14 protein-coding genes are annotated in these 18,153 nt (G+C 49.5%); 12 read left to right on the top strand and 2 right to left on the bottom strand.

Annotated features, from left to right (window positions below):
* The first annotated feature begins 25 nt into the window (after positions 1-25).
* The 7 genes from pilW (at position 26) to der (ending at position 7,577) form a co-directional block, all read left to right on the top strand.
* On the top strand, positions 26-781 hold the full coding sequence (gene pilW / locus N7E60_RS11120) for a type IV pilus biogenesis/stability protein PilW (protein WP_077456452.1): 756 nt from the start codon (positions 26-28) through the stop codon (positions 779-781).
* Entirely contained in the window at positions 771-1,745 is a 975-nt protein-coding gene (rodZ, locus tag N7E60_RS11115; protein ID WP_269597502.1) for a cytoskeleton protein RodZ, read from the top strand. The genes pilW and rodZ overlap by 11 nt, the downstream gene beginning before the upstream one ends.
* Positions 1,746-1,760: 15 nt before the next feature.
* Positions 1,761-2,894, top strand: coding sequence for a flavodoxin-dependent (E)-4-hydroxy-3-methylbut-2-enyl-diphosphate synthase (gene ispG, locus N7E60_RS11110; RefSeq protein WP_069590662.1), 1,134 nt, complete (start codon positions 1,761-1,763; stop codon positions 2,892-2,894).
* A 47-nt stretch (positions 2,895-2,941) separates the two neighbouring features.
* Positions 2,942-4,210 (top strand): histidine--tRNA ligase, encoded by a 1,269-nt coding sequence (hisS, locus tag N7E60_RS11105; RefSeq protein ID WP_269597501.1) that lies wholly within the window; start codon positions 2,942-2,944, stop codon positions 4,208-4,210.
* Positions 4,211-4,222: 12 nt separating this feature from the next.
* Positions 4,223-4,825: a YfgM family protein gene (locus N7E60_RS11100; protein WP_077456458.1), complete on the top strand. Its 603-nt coding sequence runs from the start codon at positions 4,223-4,225 to the stop codon at positions 4,823-4,825.
* Between the two features lie 9 nt (positions 4,826-4,834).
* The gene (gene bamB, locus N7E60_RS11095) at positions 4,835-5,992 is read left to right on the top strand and encodes an outer membrane protein assembly factor BamB (protein ID WP_069590668.1); all 1,158 of its coding nucleotides are present in this window, start codon (positions 4,835-4,837) and stop codon (positions 5,990-5,992) included.
* A 91-nt stretch (positions 5,993-6,083) separates the two neighbouring features.
* Positions 6,084-7,577: a ribosome biogenesis GTPase Der gene (gene der, locus N7E60_RS11090; protein WP_069590670.1), complete on the top strand. Its 1,494-nt coding sequence runs from the start codon at positions 6,084-6,086 to the stop codon at positions 7,575-7,577.
* A gap of 402 nt (positions 7,578-7,979) precedes the next feature.
* Here the strand turns inward: der and xseA are convergent, their stop codons facing one another.
* Positions 7,980-9,344 (bottom strand): exodeoxyribonuclease VII large subunit, encoded by a 1,365-nt coding sequence (gene xseA / locus N7E60_RS11085; RefSeq protein WP_269597500.1) that lies wholly within the window; start codon positions 9,342-9,344, stop codon positions 7,980-7,982.
* A 247-nt stretch (positions 9,345-9,591) separates the two neighbouring features.
* Between xseA and guaB the strand changes: the two genes are divergently transcribed.
* Entirely contained in the window at positions 9,592-11,055 is a 1,464-nt protein-coding gene (guaB, locus tag N7E60_RS11080) for an IMP dehydrogenase (RefSeq protein ID WP_069590671.1), read from the top strand.
* 95 nt (positions 11,056-11,150) lie between these two features.
* Entirely contained in the window at positions 11,151-12,728 is a 1,578-nt protein-coding gene (gene guaA, locus N7E60_RS11075) for a glutamine-hydrolyzing GMP synthase (RefSeq protein ID WP_069590677.1), read from the top strand.
* Between the two features lie 70 nt (positions 12,729-12,798).
* Here the strand turns inward: guaA and N7E60_RS11070 are convergent, their stop codons facing one another.
* Entirely contained in the window at positions 12,799-13,800 is a 1,002-nt protein-coding gene (locus tag N7E60_RS11070; protein WP_269597498.1) for a LysR family transcriptional regulator, read from the bottom strand.
* Between N7E60_RS11070 and N7E60_RS11065 the strand changes: the two genes are divergently transcribed.
* The 3 genes from N7E60_RS11065 to N7E60_RS11055 all read left to right on the top strand — a co-directional run bounded on the left by N7E60_RS11065 (position 13,799) and on the right by N7E60_RS11055 (position 18,136).
* Positions 13,799-14,782, top strand: a complete 984-nt coding sequence (locus tag N7E60_RS11065; RefSeq protein ID WP_269597497.1) for an aldo/keto reductase — start codon at positions 13,799-13,801, stop codon at positions 14,780-14,782. The two genes, N7E60_RS11070 and N7E60_RS11065, sit on opposite strands and share 2 nt — an antisense overlap.
* Positions 14,779-15,966, top strand: a complete 1,188-nt coding sequence (locus N7E60_RS11060; protein WP_077458360.1) for an MFS transporter — start codon at positions 14,779-14,781, stop codon at positions 15,964-15,966. The genes N7E60_RS11065 and N7E60_RS11060 overlap by 4 nt, the downstream gene beginning before the upstream one ends.
* Positions 15,967-16,591: 625 nt before the next feature.
* A complete protein-coding gene (locus N7E60_RS11055) occupies positions 16,592-18,136 on the top strand; it encodes a DUF4041 domain-containing protein (protein WP_269597496.1) in 1,545 nt (514 codons plus the stop codon).
* Positions 18,137-18,153: the final 17 nt, after the last annotated feature.

Raw genomic sequence — 18,153 nt, 5'->3', positions numbered from 1 at the left:
TAGGCTCAGAAAAAAGGATAGGGACATGCACCGTACTGGCTGTGTACTCTTACTCATCATGACGTTGGCTGGATGTGCCACGCCAGTAGAAAAGCAAAAAAGTTCAGAATTTGATAGTATTCGGGCAGCGGATGCCCGAATATCACTGGGATTAGGCTACCTAAACAGTGATCGCTATCAACAAGCGCAGCAAAACTTACAACAAGCGCTACGATATGCGCCAGACTACTATCGTGCCTTGCTGTCAATGGCGTATTATCAACAACGTGTCGGTGAAAGTGAAAAAGCCGACCGTTTTTATCAACAAGCATTGCGCCAGGCGCCCGATAATGGCGACGTATATAACAATTACGGTGTATTTTTGTGTGAGCAGCGGCGTTTCGCTGCGGCGAAGCAAGCATTTTTGCAAGCCATTGCGCAACCGTATTATCATCGGGTGTCAGACAGTTATGAAAATGCCGCCTTTTGTCAGCTAACGGCTGGGGAAAGGCAAAGTGCAAAAGCCTTGTTTGAAAAAGCCGTCGATCATGACCCACTTCGAGTACGGTCAGGATTGCAACTTGCCAAACTTGAAATCGAAGATGGGCAAGAGACGCGTGCTATCGCACGTATTCAACGTCTGCAAAGACAGGTCGGCGAGCGCCCTGCGGGGTTGCTGCTTTTAGTGAAGGCACATCAACAACAAGGCAACGCGGAGCAAGCTGCCCATGATGCACAACGATTGGCGCAACAGTTTCCAGAATCCAAAGAATATCAATTGTACCTAGCGAATGAATACTGAACAGACGGAAGAACAAGCGCAAACGCATACTCAACCTGCGCCCGGGGAAGTATTAAAGCAAGCGCGTGAAAAAATGGGCTGGAGTGTTCGCGATGTTGCCGACAGGCTGAGATTGCGCGTGAGCGTGATTGAAGATCTCGAAAACAACAATCCAGATACCGATCAATTGGCCACGTTTACACGTGGCTATTTGCGATCCTACGCCAAACTGATGCAAATTGATGCCGATAGCCTGATTGGTACCAGCGATATGGAAGCCAGCAGTGCTGAAACGGTGCAAAAAATGCAGAGCTTTTCACGCAAAACACGTCGTCAGAAAAGCGAGAGCCGTTTGATGATGCTCTCAGGAGTGATTGCGCTGATCTTGGTTGGGATCACTGGTGCTTGGTACTGGCAAAATCAACAAACCGTTGAACCCATAGTGCCACAGCAAGCAGCGGACGAGTTGGTGACCACGCCGAATGACACCGATACCATGCCGGTGGCTGAGCCACTTCCAGAAGCCGCGCCGCAAGAAACACAAAGCGATGAGCCTGCACAAGCACCTATCTCGGACGCTGAACCAGAGCCATCGGTGCCGGCCTCTAGCGAAGGACAACAAGCGACACAAGCCGTGGCGCCAGAGTCAACGACCAGCGAACCGAGCATCAGCGAACAAATCGATGAAGCCCAGCGCGTTGCCAATGACAGTGTCGGCAATGATAACGAAGCGCCGGTCGCTGCGGACAACACATTGGTCATGCGCTTTAGCAGCGATTGCTGGATTGACGTCCGTGATGCCACCGGTGCGCGCTTGGCCACGGGCATTAAAACCAACGGCGATGCACTGACTTTAAACGGTGAGCCGCCTTATCAACTGGTATTGGGCGCCCCGAGTGCGGTGACCATTACTTTTAATGGCGATAATATTGATCTTGATGGCTATCCAACCGGCCAAGTGGCACGGTTGCGCCTTCCGCAGTAATCAGAGAACGTCGACATGCATACCGAATCCCCGATTAAACGCCGTCCGTCTAAACGTATTTACGTCGGTAATGTTCCCATTGGTGATGGTGCGCCGATAGCGGTGCAATCGATGACCAATACACGCACCACAGATGTAGATGCCACAGTAGCGCAAATTAAAGCGCTAGAAAAAGTGGGCGCCGACATTGTACGTGTCTCGGTACCGACGATGGATGCGGCTGAAGCCTTTAAATTGATCAAGGCGCAAACCTCGATCCCGTTGGTCGCGGATATCCACTTTGACTACCGTATTGCCTTAAAAGTCGCAGAATACGGTGTGGATTGCTTGCGCATCAATCCCGGTAATATAGGCCGTGAAGAACGCATTCGTGCCGTGGTGGATGCTGCGCGAGATAAGAATATCCCGATCCGTATTGGCGTGAATGGCGGCTCACTGGAGCGTGATTTACAAGAAAAATATGGTGAACCGACCCCAGACGCGCTAGTTGAGTCAGCGATGCGCCATGTCGATATCCTGGATCGGCTCAACTTTGATCAATTTAAAGTCAGCGTGAAAGCCTCAGACGTATTCTTGGCCGTCGAGTCATATCGAAAATTGGCGCAGCAAATCGATCAACCGCTGCACCTTGGCATTACCGAAGCGGGTGGCGCCCGTGCGGGTGCGGTTAAATCTGCGGTGGGCCTAGGGATGCTATTAGCGGAAGGCATTGGTGATACCTTGCGTGTATCCCTTGCCGCTGATCCGGTAGAAGAAATCAAAGTCGGTTTTGATATTTTAAAATCACTGCGGATCCGTTCACGCGGGGTGAACTTTATTGCCTGCCCAAGCTGTTCGCGTCAAGAATTTGATGTGATAGGAACCGTGAATGCGCTCGAACAGCGCCTTGAAGACATCACCACGCCGATGGACGTTTCTGTGATTGGCTGTGTGGTGAATGGGCCCGGTGAAGCCGAAGTCTCTCATCTAGGCTTGGCGGGTGGCAACAAACGCAGCGCCTATTACCTCGATGGCAAGCGTCAGAAAGAGCGTTTTGATAACGAGAACCTTGTCGACGCACTTGAGGCAAAAATTCGCGCGAAAGCGGCGATGATGGATGAAAAGAACCGCATCGACGTCTCACAAATTGAAAAGGAAGGCGAAGCCTAACGGCCGCCTTCTCCATTCTCACTCTTTAATCGGTAACGGAAGTTAACGTGGCTAAAACAATTCAAGCAATTCGAGGCATGAACGATTGCCTCCCGTCTCAGTCTCCCCTATGGCAAAAACTAGAGAACACGGTCAAGCAGGTGGTCAGTGCTTACGGGTATAGCGAAGTACGCATGCCAATCGTGGAAGCAACCCATCTTTTTAGCCGCGCCATCGGTGAAGTCACTGACGTTGTCGAAAAAGAAATGTACACCTTTGATGATCGCAATGGTGACAGCCTCACACTGCGTCCTGAAGGGACAGCGGGTTGTGTGCGTGCCGGTATAGAAAATGGCTTGCTTTATAACCAAGAACATCGCCTTTGGTACACCGGCCCAATGTTCCGTCACGAGCGTCCACAAAAAGGCCGCTATCGTCAATTCCACCAATTTGGTGTGGAAGTGTTTGGCATCGATGGCCCAGACGTCGACGCTGAACTGATCATGATGACGGCGCGTCTCTGGCGTGAGCTAGGCATTGCCGATCACGTCCGTTTAGAGCTTAATTCAATTGGCTCGCCACAAGCGCGTGCTGACTATCGCCAAGCCTTGGTGGATTTTTTGATGCAGCATGAATCTGTTTTGGATGAAGACAGCAAACGCCGCATGAAAACCAACCCATTACGTGTGTTGGATACCAAAAATACTGACATCCAAGCCATTCTGGTGGATGCTCCTAAGCTGAGCGATTACCTCGATGAGGAATCGAAGCAGCATTTTGCCGGCTTGTGTGAACTCTTGGACGCAGCAGGCATCCAATACGAGGTTAACCACCGTTTGGTCCGTGGCCTTGATTACTACAACCGCACCGTGTTCGAGTGGATCACAGACAGCCTTGGCGCCCAAGGTACAGTATGTGGCGGCGGTCGCTATGATGGTCTGGTTGAACAACTCGGCGGTAAAGCGACGCCTGCGGTTGGATTCGCGATGGGCCTCGAGCGTCTCGTTCTGATGCTCGAAACCCTGAACCAAGATGATGTGCGTCCTGCAGTGGATGTGTATGTTGTCACGGTTGGAGAAGGTAGCCTCGTTGCCGGTATGCAGCTGGCTGAGCGCTTACGTGAGCAAGTCCCGGGCCTACGTGTTATGTCGCACTTTGGCGGGGGTAACTTCAAAAAACAATTTAAACGTGCGGACAAAGTCGGTGCGTCTGTGGCACTGGTGCTTGGCGAAGATGAAGTCGCGAATGGCACCGTGGCAGTAAAAGATTTGAAAGGCGGCGAGCAGCAAACCTTGAAACAAGACGAGGTCGCCGCGACACTCGCAGATTTGATTTAGAGAGGACAGATCGTGGACGTCTACACCACAGAAGAACAGCAAGTTGAAGCGATTAAAAAGTGGTGGCGAGATAACGGCAAAGCCGTTGTTATTGGCGCTGTAGTCGGATTGGGTGTGCTATATGGATGGCGTTACTACCAAGCACACGTGACTGAGAGCAAGGAACAAGCCTCACAGCAATATGTTCAAGCGCTTAGTGGTCTGGACAAAGGCGAAACCGCCGCCCTTGAGAACGTGGTTAAAAGCGAAGACCACGAAGGCTATCGTGCGTTAGCTGCTATGCAATTGGCGAAAAAACTGGTTGAACAAGGGGAGCTTGCGCAAGCGAGCGAACAGCTGCGTCAAGCCAGTGCTTGGGTTAAAGACGATGCCATTCATGGTTTAATTGCCACTCGTCTTGCGCGGATTGAGGCGGAGTTAGGTAATTATGACACCGCAGTGACTGAGCTCGATAGCGTGAAGGCACCAAGCTGGCACGCGAAGGTGGAAGAGATCCGTGGTGATATCATGCTGCTTAAAGGCGACAAAGATGCGGCACGTAGCGCCTATGCGGCGTCACTTGCAGCGGCAGAGAACCCAACCGTCAATATGAAGCTTAACAACCTCAGTCAGTAAGGTCGCGGTATGACAAAAGGATTATGGCGTGGGGCGGCGATGGCAGCTGCCTTGGCGTTGCTCGCCGGTTGTGCCGGTGAAGAAGATGTGGTGCAAATGGCACCATTGCCGACGGTGAATAGCCAATTTACCCCAAGCTTGCAATGGAAAGCACAAGTCGGTGATGGCGTCGGTCATTATTACTCTGCACTGCGTCCGGTCGTGGCTTATGACAAAGTCTTTGCCGCAGATCGTAACGGCCTTATCGGTGCGTACGATTTACAGACCGGTCAGTCGGTATGGGAACAATCAGTGCAAACCGATGTACCTGCGTTGCTCTCGGGCGGTTTGAGTGCGTCTTACGGGAAAGTCTATGTCGGCGCGGAAACTGGGGTGCTTTATGCACTGGATGCCGAAAACGGTGAGCTCGTTTGGCAACAAAACGTCAACGGCGAAATCCTGTCAAAACCCTTGGTTGAAGCTGGACTGGTCGTGGTCAATACCAGCCGTGGTGAACTAGTTGCGTTGGACGCCGAATCGGGTGAAGTGCAATGGAACAACACCAACGATGTGCCCAATCTCAGCTTGCGTGGTGACAGTGCGCCCGTCACTATCTCCGGCGGTTTATTCTGGGGCATGGCCAATGGTCGATTGGGCGCGGCGATGATCCAAGATGGTCGCTCGCTCTGGCAAATTCCGATTGCCACGCCGAAAGGGGCGACCGAAATTGATCGTCTGGTCGATGTGGATGCCACTCCGGTGATTGAAGGCGACCGCCTGTACGCGGTGGGGTATAATGGTCAATTGGTGTCGATTGATTTGCGCTCTGGTCAAGCGGCGTGGAAGCGTGATTTTTCGACAGCGACAGACTTTATGGTTGCGGGCAACACCGTTTATCTGATTGATGATAAAGACGATGTCGTAGCATTGGATGCGCGCAACGGCCTAGAAAAATGGCGTAACACTGAGCTGGAATACCGGATTCTCACGCCGCCTTCGGCGAGCAGCGGTTATATCATGGTGGGTGATAGCCAAGGTTATTTGCACTGGCTTGATCCACAAACCGGCGAGTTTGTTGCTCAGCAGTCACTGGAAGGTAATGGCATCGCCGTTGCGCCAGTACAAACGGATAACGGCTATATTGTGATCACACGTGATGGTCAAATGAGAAAACTGACCATCGAGTAGAATTAGCCAACATAACTATTTTGGGCTCCTGACTGCTCTGACAGTGAGGAGCCTTGTTCATTGATAAGAGAATGAAAGAGAAGAGGTCTACATGATTCCTGTTATTGCCCTTGTAGGGCGCCCGAACGTAGGGAAATCGACGCTCTTTAATCGTCTAACCCGTACGCGTGATGCGCTAGTAGCGGACTTTCCGGGACTGACCAGGGATCGAAAATACGGTAAAGCGATGCTAGGTGAACACGAGTTCATCGTGATCGATACCGGCGGTATTGATGGCACCGAGGAAGGCGTAGAAACCAAAATGGCCGAGCAATCTTTGGCCGCCATTGAAGAAGCGGACGTTGTCCTGTTTATGGTTGATGGTCGTGTGGGTTTAACCCCGGCCGACCAAGAGATTGCGCAGCATATTCGCACCCGTGAAAAAACATCTTTCTTGGTGGTGAATAAGGTCGACGGGATGGATCCGGACACCGCCGCATCTGACTTTTGGCAACTAGGCATGGACAACATGTACCAAATTGCGGCCGCACATGGTCGCGGTGTAAGTACCTTGATCAACCGTGCGCTGATGCCGTTCGCGGAACAAGCCAAAGAAGACCAAGAAGCTGGTTTGGTTGATCTCACCGGTGAGGATGATATCGAGCCGGTAGACGAAACTACCATGACCGAAGAGGAAGCGGAAAACGAGTACGCGCGCCTCCAAGCTCAGCCGATTAAAATTGGCATTATTGGCCGTCCAAATGTGGGTAAATCGACCCTAACCAACCGCATGCTCGGCGAAGAGCGCGTAGTGGTTTACGATATGCCGGGCACCACACGTGACTCTATCTACATTCCTATGGAGCGTGATGGACGCGAATACGTGATGATTGACACCGCCGGTGTACGACGTCGTAAGCGCGTGACGGATAAAGTCGAGAAGTTCTCGGTTATCCAAACCCTTAAAGCGATTGAAGACGCCAATGTGGTGTTGCTGGTGATTGATGCGCGCGAAAACATCTCTGACCAAGACTTAAGCCTGCTGGGTTTTGCCTTGAATGCCGGACGCTCTATTGTGCTAGCGGTCAACAAGTGGGATGGATTGGATAGCGAAGTGAAAGAGCGTGTCAAATCAGAGCTCGACCGCCGTCTGGGTTTTGTCGACTTTGCGCGTGTTCACTTTATATCTGCCCTGCACGGTACGGGTGTGGGTCACTTGTTTGAGTCGATTCAAGAAGCCTATGAGTCAGCGACCAAGCGTGTAGGCACGTCGATGCTGACGCGCATCATGAAGATGGCGCAGGACGACCACCAACCGCCGATGATTCGAGGTCGCCGAGTGAAGCTGAAATACGCACACGCCGGGGGTTATAACCCGCCGATTGTGGTAATTCACGGTAACTTGGTTAATGAACTTCCGGACTCTTACAAGCGCTATTTAATGAACTACTATCGCCGGACGCTCGATATTATGGGCACCCCGATTAAGATCCAGTTCCAGAATAGTGAAAACCCGTATGAAGGGAAGAAAGAGAAGCTGACACTTTCTCAGTCCAGACAGCGCAAGCGCTTGATGGATATGGTGAAAAACCGAAACAAAAAGTAATCACTTGCCCAGCCATCGCGCTGGGCTTTTTTTGATCTTCTATGCCGGTCTACGATCTTTTTCATGATCTTTTACTGAATTTAAGTGATCTAAATCACATTAAAGTGCTGGTTAAAGTCAGTGACACGATCCGCTGTCATACCGCGCTAGGCGGGTTTTTGAGCGGTGAGAATTCAACCATCACCTGACGCTATTCTCTTTTCATTAATTCTGGATCACGTCCAAAACACACACCAAAATAGTTTTTTATATCGATTAAAATCCAAATGCAGAACATGTAACTTATGCTTTCGGGAAGTGTATTGATAAATATTCTTTTTAGGGTAGGAAGCTGATCAAGGGGCATTAACCCCTCGATCAGGCGATCACAATCAGATCAGAGAGAAGTCGGTTGTACAGAGGTTAATCCTGTGCGGGGGAGACAGAAGCCGGTGTCAGCGCGGTGACCGTACTTGTGATGTCGCCCTCACGCAGATGGGTATGTAATGTTTGACCCACGCTAAGCTGCTCGGTCTGGGTCACCACTTTGCCATCGTCCGTACGAGTGATGGAATAACCTCGGGTTAGGGTGGCCAGTGGGCTAACGGCATCTAAGGTTGCCATCAGGGTATGCAGCCGCTGTTGTGCGTGCTGTAAGTGAGCGTCCATGGCGTGATTAATACGCTGCTCAAGCTGGCTCACATGCCCTTGCTGGCGATGAATGGTGTGGATTGGCGTTGCACGCTGCAATCGGCCGTCCAACTGGCTACATTGCGCCTGAGCACGACGAATTTTGGTCATCATCGCCTGTTGCATGCGCCGTTGTAGCTCATCTAATCGCTGGCTTTGCTGTTGTAAGCGCGTGCGCGGATGCTGGTGGGACAAACGGTGCGACAATTGGGTGAGATGGCGTTGCTGACGATAAAGCACATCGGCCATCGCGCGACTGAGTGCCTGCTCGCGTTGCTGGTATTGCTGAAGCCGATAACTCAGATCGCGGCTAACCAGCTCCGCAGCAGCTGAAGGGGTTGGGGCGCGCATGTCAGCGACAAAATCAGCAATGGTCACATCCACCTCGTGGCCCACCGCACTGACGATAGGAATTGTACTGGCAGCGATGGTACGGGCGACGATTTCCTCATTAAAACACCAGAGATCTTCTAGCGACCCCCCGCCACGACCCACAATTAAGACATCACACTCTGCACGGCTATTGGCACGACCAATGGCTTGCGCGATGCTGACCGCGGCATCGCGCCCTTGCACCAGCGTAGGATAAATAACAACGGGTAGGCTAGGATCGCGGCGTTTGAGCACATGCAGAATATCATGCAAGGCAGCGCCGGTTTTGGAGGTAATAATGCCAATACGGCGTGGTTGAGCGGGTAACGGCTTTTTCTCGCTTTGAGCAAAAAGCCCTTCGGCCGCAAGCGCCTGCTTACGTTGCTCAAACTCTTGTTGTAACCGTCCATCCCCTTCAGGTTGCATACTTTCGAGGATCAACTGATAGTCACCGCGTGGCTCATACAAGGACACTCGGGCGCGGACTAACACCTGGTCGCCATTTTTCGGTTTGAAGGTAACACGACGGTTGTTACCGCGGAACATGGCACATTTCACTTGGCTTTGGTTATCTTTTAGCGATAAATACCAATGCCCCGAGACTGCGGCGGTAAAATTGGAAATCTCCCCGCTTAACCAGACAATGCCGATATCGCGCTCAAGACACAGCCGAACTTCGGCATTCAGCCGAGACACCGTCAAAATGTTGCGATTGTTTGTGCTCACGTCGCCAACCTTTTTCATTCACCTGCACGCATACTACCTGTCTGGTTTGAGGATGCCAATTGCTAAGCGTATGCCGTGCGTGAGTGGGCGTTTTCACCCGAAGTGATTGAATATTAAGCGCCTAAAATCAAAGACACCAATAAATGAAAATTCTCAGTAAAAACCTGTAGCCAAACGTTTGCGCTATACGTATAATGCTGCGGCAATATTTTGTTCCCCTTCACAAATTTTGGTGTGAGATATTGCAATGCTGAGAATCGCGAAAGAAGCGCTAACCTTTGACGATGTACTCCTCGTCCCTGCCCATTCCACTGTTCTTCCGAACACTGCGGATCTGCGAACCCAACTGACTCGTTCTATTAGCCTGAACATCCCTGTTTTATCAGCAGCGATGGATACGGTGACAGAAGCTCGTCTGGCGATTGCACTTGCGCAAGAAGGTGGCCTTGGTTTTATCCACAAAAACATGACCATTGAACAGCAAGCTGAGCAAGTTCGCTTGGTTAAAATTTACGAAGCGGGCATGGTCACAAACCCTGTGACAGTGACGCCAGAAATGACCATTGCGGATGTGAAAGCACTCACCGAACGCAACGGTTTCGCCGGCTATCCAGTGGTTAACGCACAAAAAGAGCTTGTCGGCATTATCACCGGCCGTGATGTACGTTTTGTGTCTGACTTGAGCAAGCGTGTTGATGAAGTGATGACTCCGAAGTCGCGCTTAGCCACGGTGCAAGAAGGTGCCGATCGAGAACAAGTTCAGCAAATGATGCAGCAACACCGCGTGGAAAAAATCTTGGTCGTCAATCAAGACCACCACCTAAGCGGCATGATCACCGCAAAAGACTTCCAGAAAGCAGAAAGTAAACCAAACGCCTGTAAAGACGAGCAAGGCCGTCTGCGCGTGGGTGCCGCCGTCGGTGCTGGCGCGGGCAATGAAGAGCGTGTGGCCGCCTTGGTGGAAGCCGGTGTTGACGTTCTTTTGATTGACTCATCACATGGCCACTCTGAAGGCGTGTTACAACGCATTCGTGATACACGCGCCGCGTATCCAAACCTGCAAATCGTGGGGGGGAACGTTGCCACGGCAGACGGTGCTCGTGCCCTGATTGAAGCTGGTGTTGATGCCGTTAAAGTAGGGATTGGTCCAGGGTCGATTTGCACCACCCGTATTGTGACCGGGGTTGGCGTACCACAAATTACTGCTATCAGTGATGCAGCAGCGGTTGCGCAGGAATATGGTATTCCGGTCATTGCTGACGGTGGCATTCGCTTCTCGGGCGATATGTGTAAAGCGATTGCCGCTGGCGCATCCTGTGTGATGGTTGGCTCCATGCTGGCAGGAACGGAAGAATCACCGGGTGAAGTTGAGCTTTACCAAGGCCGCGCGTACAAATCGTACCGTGGTATGGGATCGGTGGGCGCGATGTCAAAAGGCTCATCTGACCGTTACTTCCAAAGCGACAATGCTGCCGACAAATTGGTCCCAGAAGGCATTGAAGGCCGCGTAGACTACAAAGGCATGATGAAAGAAATCATCCACCAACAAATGGGTGGTTTGCGTTCATGCATGGGTCTGACTGGCTCTGCTACCATCAACGATTTACGCACCAAAGCGCAATTTGTTCGCGTGACCGGCGCGGGCATGAAAGAGTCACACGCTCACGATGTGACCATCACCAAAGAAGCGCCTAACTATCGCCTCGGATAATGTATGGCGGTGTGGCTTAAGGGTCACACCGCTTTCTATTCGTCCAAGAGGGCTAACAACGCCCCTTTGTTCCACTTAATTGAGAAAGCCAGATAATGACCAAAAACATTCATGCTCAACGTATTTTGATCCTCGACTTTGGCTCCCAGTACACGCAACTGATCGCACGTCGTGTCCGTGAAATCGGAGTGTATTGTGAGTTGTGGAGCTGGGATGTAGAAGAGCAAGATATTCGTGATTTTGCCCCTGATGGCATCATCCTTTCCGGTGGCCCTGAAAGTGTCGCTGAAGCTGGCTCACCGCGTGCGCCTGAGTATGTCTTTAATGCTGGCGTGCCGGTGCTTGGCGTATGCTACGGCATGCAAACCATGGCTGAGCAACTGGGCGGTAAAGTGGCCGGCTCTGAGCACCGCGAATTTGGTTATGCCCAAGTTAAGCGTGTTGCCAACAGTGCTTTGTTTGATGGTATTGAAGATGCGATCGCAGAAGATGGCACCGCGCTATTGGATGTGTGGATGAGCCACGGTGATAAAGTGGTCGCTATCCCAGAAGATTTCGTCAAAATCGCTGAAACCGACACCTGTCCGTTTGCTGCGATGGCTAATGAAGAGAAGCGTTTCTACGGCGTACAGTTCCACCCGGAAGTCACGCATACTCGCCAAGGCAAACGCATGCTAGAGCAGTTTGTGATGACCATCTGCGGTTGTGAGCGCCTATGGACCCCTGCATCTATCATCGAAGACGCGGTTGAGCGTATTCGCGAGCAAGTCGGTGATGATGAAGTGATCCTTGGCCTATCTGGTGGCGTTGATTCCTCAGTAGTGGCAATGCTGGTTCACCGCGCGATTGGCGACAAGCTCACGTGCGTATTTGTGGATAACGGCCTGCTACGCCTTAACGAAGGCGAGCAAGTACTGGAGATGTTTGGTGACCACTTCGGTCTCAACATTGTCCATGTCAACGCCGAAGACCGCTTCCTTGACGCGCTGAAAGGCGAAGCTGACCCTGAAGCTAAGCGTAAAATCATTGGCCGCGTGTTTGTTGAAGTATTCGACGAGCAAGCCACCAAAATGAAAAACGCCAAATGGTTGGCGCAGGGCACCATCTATCCGGATGTGATTGAATCAGCAGCCTCGAAAACCGGTAAAGCACACGTGATTAAATCGCACCACAATGTGGGCGGTCTTCCGGAAGAAATGAAAATGGGCTTGGTTGAACCGCTCAAAGAGCTGTTCAAAGACGAAGTCCGTAAGATTGGCCTTGAGCTAGGCCTGCCTTACAACATGCTTTACCGTCACCCATTCCCAGGGCCTGGCCTTGGTGTGCGTGTGCTGGGCGAGATCCAAAAAGAATACTGTGACCTTTTACGTCGCGCGGATGCAATCTTTATCGAAGAACTGCGCAACGCCGATCTGTACGATAAAGTCTCACAAGCCTTTGCCGTTTTCTTACCGGTACGTTCCGTTGGCGTGATGGGCGATGGCCGTAAATACGATTGGATCATTGCCTTGCGTGCCGTCGAAACCATCGACTTTATGACCGCGCACTGGGCACACCTGCCATACGATTTCCTTGGCAAAGTGTCGAACCGCATTATCAACGAAGTCGACGGCATCTCCCGCGTGGTTTACGACGTCTCCGGCAAACCGCCTGCGACGATTGAGTGGGAATAAGACTCGCTAGGTAGCGAAGTAAGCTTTGCCAACTAATAACAATGCCAGTCAGTTTTCTGACTGGCATTTTTTATGGGGATAATGACTGTTGGTTTTCAGAAATCAGTGTATCCAGAAAATCGACAACAGCTCTAACTCTGCGTGAGTGAGCTAAATCTGAGTGAATAGCCAACCAAATCGGCTGATCACACCCCACATTTCCTTGCACACAAACCAAGTTTTTTTTCTTGGAGGTAAAATGAGGGAGTATCGCCATCCCAACCCCTGCTTCTACAGCGCTCATTTGTGCCGATAGGCTGGTTGTGGTTAAGCGAAAAGGCTTTCCTTTTAACATTTTGGTTAACCATTGTGCTGCTGGCAAATTTTGCTGCAATTCAGACCACCCGATGAAATCATCATGTTCGAAAGATAGGCTAGTGGTGTCTGAGCTCTTTCTATTGTTTACGTAGTCTTGTGAGGCGTAAAGCCCAAACCCTAGTGTACCTAGTCGGCGGATGCTCACATTACCCCGTTCCGGTCTTACCATACGCAAGGCAATATCAGCATCGCGTCGGTGCAGGTTAACTGTGGACACGCCCGTGACTATCTCTACGGTTAAATTTGGATGAGCAGCAATAAGTTTTGGCATGGCTGGAATAATGAGGTGATCAGCTAATCCTTGCGCTGTTGCTAGGCGGACATTACCCATCACTTGATCATTATTACGATAAGTAGCATCTCCAAAAGCAAAGCCAGCTTGCTCTAGGGCTTCAGCCGGTGAAACCAGATCTCTGCCTTCATCGGTTAATGTATAGCCCTGCTGATCACGTGTAAATAAGCAAACCTGTAGCGCCGACTCCAGACGTTCTAAACGTCGAGAAGTGGTGGCAATCCCCAACTTTAATCGCTTTGCTGCGCGACTTAATGTGCCTTCTCTAGCGATGGCGAGAAATATCCTGGCATCATCCCAATTCAAAGACGGGGGGGGCTGATTTCCATTTTCGGAAAGCTGATTGCGGTTTGTGTGCATATAAACCTCCACTTTCGGAAAATATACTGAATATCTCAACGTAAACCAAGGGATATCAATCATGAAGAAACGTGTATTAGGTCAAAGTCTTGAAGTCTCCGAGATAGGGTTAGGCTGTATGGGCATGAGTGAATTCTATGGGCCCAGAAATGACGCCGAATCCAAGTCGGTACTCCATAAAGCTATTGATCTTGGCTGCACTTTTTTAGATACCGCAGACACTTATGGCCATTATCATAACGAGCAGCTACTTGGAGAGTTTTTGAAAGAAAGCCATGCTGCAATTAAAGTTGCGACTAAGTGTGGAATTGTACGTCGTCCTGAGGAGTACCAACGAGTAATTGATAATAGTCCAGATTATATTCGCCGTGCTTGTGAGAGTTCACTACGCCGCTTAGGTGTTGAATGCATCGACTTATACTATATCCATCGATTAGATCCTAATGTGCCTATAGAAACAACCGTTTTTACGTTGTCTCAATTGGTTAAGGAGGGGAAAATTGCAAATATTGGCTTATCTGAGGTCAGCGCAAGTACACTGAGAAAAGCGCATGCTGTTCATCCAATTAGTGCCGTGCAGACCGAGTATTCACTGTGGACCCGTGATGTGGAGCAAGATGTTTTGCCAACTTGTAGAGAATTAGGTATTGGTTTTGTTCCTTATTCCCCATTAGGGCGTGGTTTTTTGACAGGGAATATTACGCCTGACAGTGACTTTACTCCTCAAGATGCAAGACAATCATTACCGAGATTCACGCCTGATAACCTAAGAGCAAATCGGCCGCTAACAGAGGTGGTTGCTAGCATGGCCAGTAGTAAGTCATGCTCTTCGGCACAAATTGCATTGGCATGGTTATTAGCACAGGGGCCTGACATCGTACCTATTCCGGGCACAAAGAAAATGAAGCATTTGGTCGATAACTTGGGGGCTCCTGATGTCGTATTAACGGCAGAGGATTTGGCCCGCATTGAATCAGCAGTGCGAGAATTTCAGCCCGCAGGGGAGCGTTATACAACTGAAGGTATGAAAGGAGTGAACGCTTGAGCCCGTTAAACTACACAAATTGGCGCAGCTGGGTCGCTGTTTTTATGCTTGGTATTGCGTCATTTACGGTTGTTGCTACTGAGTTAGCACCAATAGGTATGTTGTCTTCGATTGCACAAGATATGCAGCAGAGTGCTAGCTCTACAGGGTTAGTTGTTACTTTGTATGCATGGCTTGGTGCCGCTGCCGCTTTAATTTCAGTCATGATGATTAGTCATTTACCCCGTCGACCATTGTTAGTCGGACTGATGCTATTGTTGGGGCTGTCCAATGGCGTGGCGGCTGTCAGTCATAGTTTTAGCGTATTGTTAGCTGCCAGGCTTGTCGGTGCTCTTGCTCATGGTGCTTTCTGGGCAATGATTGGCACTTTGGGCGCACAGCTGGTCTCAGAAAGTAGCGTGGGGAAAGCCACTGCCATTATTTTCGGGGGTGTTTCAACCGCGAGTGTTTTAGGTGTCCCACTTATTAATTGGATAAGCGCTGATGCTGGCTGGCGATTATCATTTTCACTTTTAGGAATATTATCTGTTGTTACGGCATTAACTCTGGCTCTAAGCCTTCCGCATGTATCAGGTACACCGCGTTTGGGAAGGGGGCAACTCTTCTCTGTGTTTCGAAATTCGAAGTTGAGAATCGTATACCTCATTGCGGCTTGTGGTATCGTTTCACACTTTGCTGCATTTACTTATGTTGAGGTGCTACTTTCTTCAGTGATTGCCCTGCCAAACAGTTGGATCTCTATCTGTCTGTTGACATTTGGTATTGCTGGCATAGTCGGCAACTTCATGTGCGGAATGTATATAGACAACCACTTAAAGAGAGTCCTTGGCACAGGGCTTCTACTTATTTCGTTGTGTTTGATGTTAATTAGCCTTCCGACTGTTAACAGCAAAATCATGACATTGCTGCTCGTATCCGGATGGGGCATTGGTGTTGCGATACTATTCGTTGGTCTTCAAACATGGATCATCCGATTAGCCAAAGACGATGCATTACCAGCTTCAGCTATTTATGCTGCTATTTTCAATGGTGCTGTTGGTACGGGAGCCGTATTAGGAGCAGGAATTTTAGACCATTGGAATATTAGTACGCTTTATTTATCTGCTTCATTAATTACGCTGCTAAGTCTTGCTTTGGTGGTTGGTAGTCGTAAAAGAACTACGGAACAAGCTACTATGGTATGAGTTTGTAATGTTATGAAATACTTCGACAATCAGCAAAAAGTTAAAAAAATTCTGCGCATGGTATAGATGATGGTATCGATAAAGGTAGCATCCCTAACCATCTGTTATTTAGATGTATTTTGTTCTCGTTGATATTCGAGTGGGAATAAGGCTCGCTAGGTAGCGAAGTAAGCTTTGCCAACTAATAACAATGCCAGTCAGTTTTCTGACTGGCATTTTTTATGATCGCTACCCATCAACTATTGACGTCATGGCTGTCCAACACCGGACACGGCCCAAAGATGAAAGCTATTGCCGACAAAATGGAGGTATTCCAAAACAAGCTGGCCGGGCGTGCCTATAAGGACATGACGAGATCGGTCGATCAAATCGACAAAATGAGACGCTAGCCGCTTACGTTTTATCTGAAGGCCTTTGCTGTTTGCGCCAAAATCAAAAAACCGCAATTGGGTATTTATTACAAATTGCAAATAGAACGTGACACATAAACCTGCCATAACCTCGAATAACTCGCATGTCTGCTAAATTGGCAAGGCTTGCACAATAAACGTGACATATCACAATGCTTGTGACGGTGCTTTTAAGGCATAGTTGATCGTTTTAACAACAAACTTCAGGATTTCGAATGGATACGGGTACATTAATAGCATTAGGCGTTATTTTCCTCCCTTGGATTTTACTCATCGTAGCGAGAGTCAAGCGGAAAAAACTTCAACGACAACTGGATAAAGCTAACGAACGCGTTGAAGAGTCGTTATCTCGACTTGCTAAGTTTGAGGAAAAATATGCGCCTATTACAAACATAGAGCGACATGCCAAAGAGCTTCTTGATGAAGCTGAAGAAGATGCTCAATCCACTAGGCATGAAGCTGAACGTATCCTTTCCGAAGCGACAGCTACTCTCAAAGAATCGAAAGAACAGGCACAATCATTAAAGACAGAAGCCTCCAACGAAGCGAAGCGAATTACCAACTTCGCGGAAGAGCAAGCGAAGGAGATAGCAGGTAGTGCCTTGGAAGCAAAAGCAAAAGCAGACTCTTACGAGAAAGCGATCATCGCCATGCGCAATACGATTGAAGGGTACCGGGATGAATACATCATACCGAACCACTCAATACTGGATGATTTAGCCGAGGAGTTTAGCCATAAAGAGGCGGGAGAAGAGCTTAAATCAGCTCGAAAACGCGTGAGGGAAATGGTCAAAGATGGACGTGCGGGTAGCTGTGATTACGCAGAGGTAAACCGTAGAACCTATGCTATTCACTTCGCCGTTGACGCTTTTAATGGAAAGGTTGATAGCGCACTATCAAAGGTCAAACACGATAATTTTGGAAAAATAAAGCAAGAGATCATTGATGCTTTTGCGCTTGTGAACCATAACGGTGCTCCGTTTAGGAATGCGCGCATCAACCAAGAGTACTTAGATGCACGCCTTACCGAGTTAAAGTGGACCGTGGCAACCTTTGAGTTGAGAAAAATTGAGAAAGAAGAACAGGCAGCGATAAAAGCTCAGATCCGCGAAGAAGAAAAAGCCATTCGTGAAATGGAAAAGGCTAAAAAAGAAGCAGAGAAAGAAGAGCGCATGCTACAAAAAGCGCTCGAAAAGGCGCGTTCAGAGCTAAATCAAGCCACTGAAGAACAAAAAGTCGAATATGAGGCGCAACTCGCAGAGCTAGAGGCAAAGCTGAAAGATGCAGAAGACCGAGGCCAGCGAGCTATTTCTATGGCACAGCAAACTCGTCGTGGTCATGTTTATGTGATCAGCAATATTGGCAGCTTCGGTGAAGAAGTGTTCAAGATTGGTATGACACGTCGGTTAGAGCCCATGGATCGCGTAAAAGAGCTTGGCGATGCTTCTGTTCCGTTCGCTTTCGATGTCCACGCCATCATTTATAGTGATGATGCCCCCTCTCTTGAGAAAGCACTCCATAAGCGGTTTGAGTTAGCATCAGTTAACAAAATCAACCCAAGAAAAGAGTTCTTTAGAACCACGATTTCAGCGATTAAGCAAACCGTTGAGGAGCATGGCATCAACGATGTGCACTGGACTTTAAAAGCAGAGGCTACGGAATATAAAGAGAGTTTGGCAATACAAAAAGATATTGATAAGGCTGCAGAACCTCATCCCGAAAGAGTTAAAGAAAACAGCATCTCTATGCCTTCAGCATAGCACGATAAAACGCACGG

The sequence above is a fragment of the Salinivibrio proteolyticus genome (assembly GCF_027286365.1).
In the GTDB taxonomy this organism is placed as follows: domain Bacteria; phylum Pseudomonadota; class Gammaproteobacteria; order Enterobacterales; family Vibrionaceae; genus Salinivibrio; species Salinivibrio proteolyticus.
This window is presented reverse-complemented; position numbering and strand designations above follow the sequence as displayed.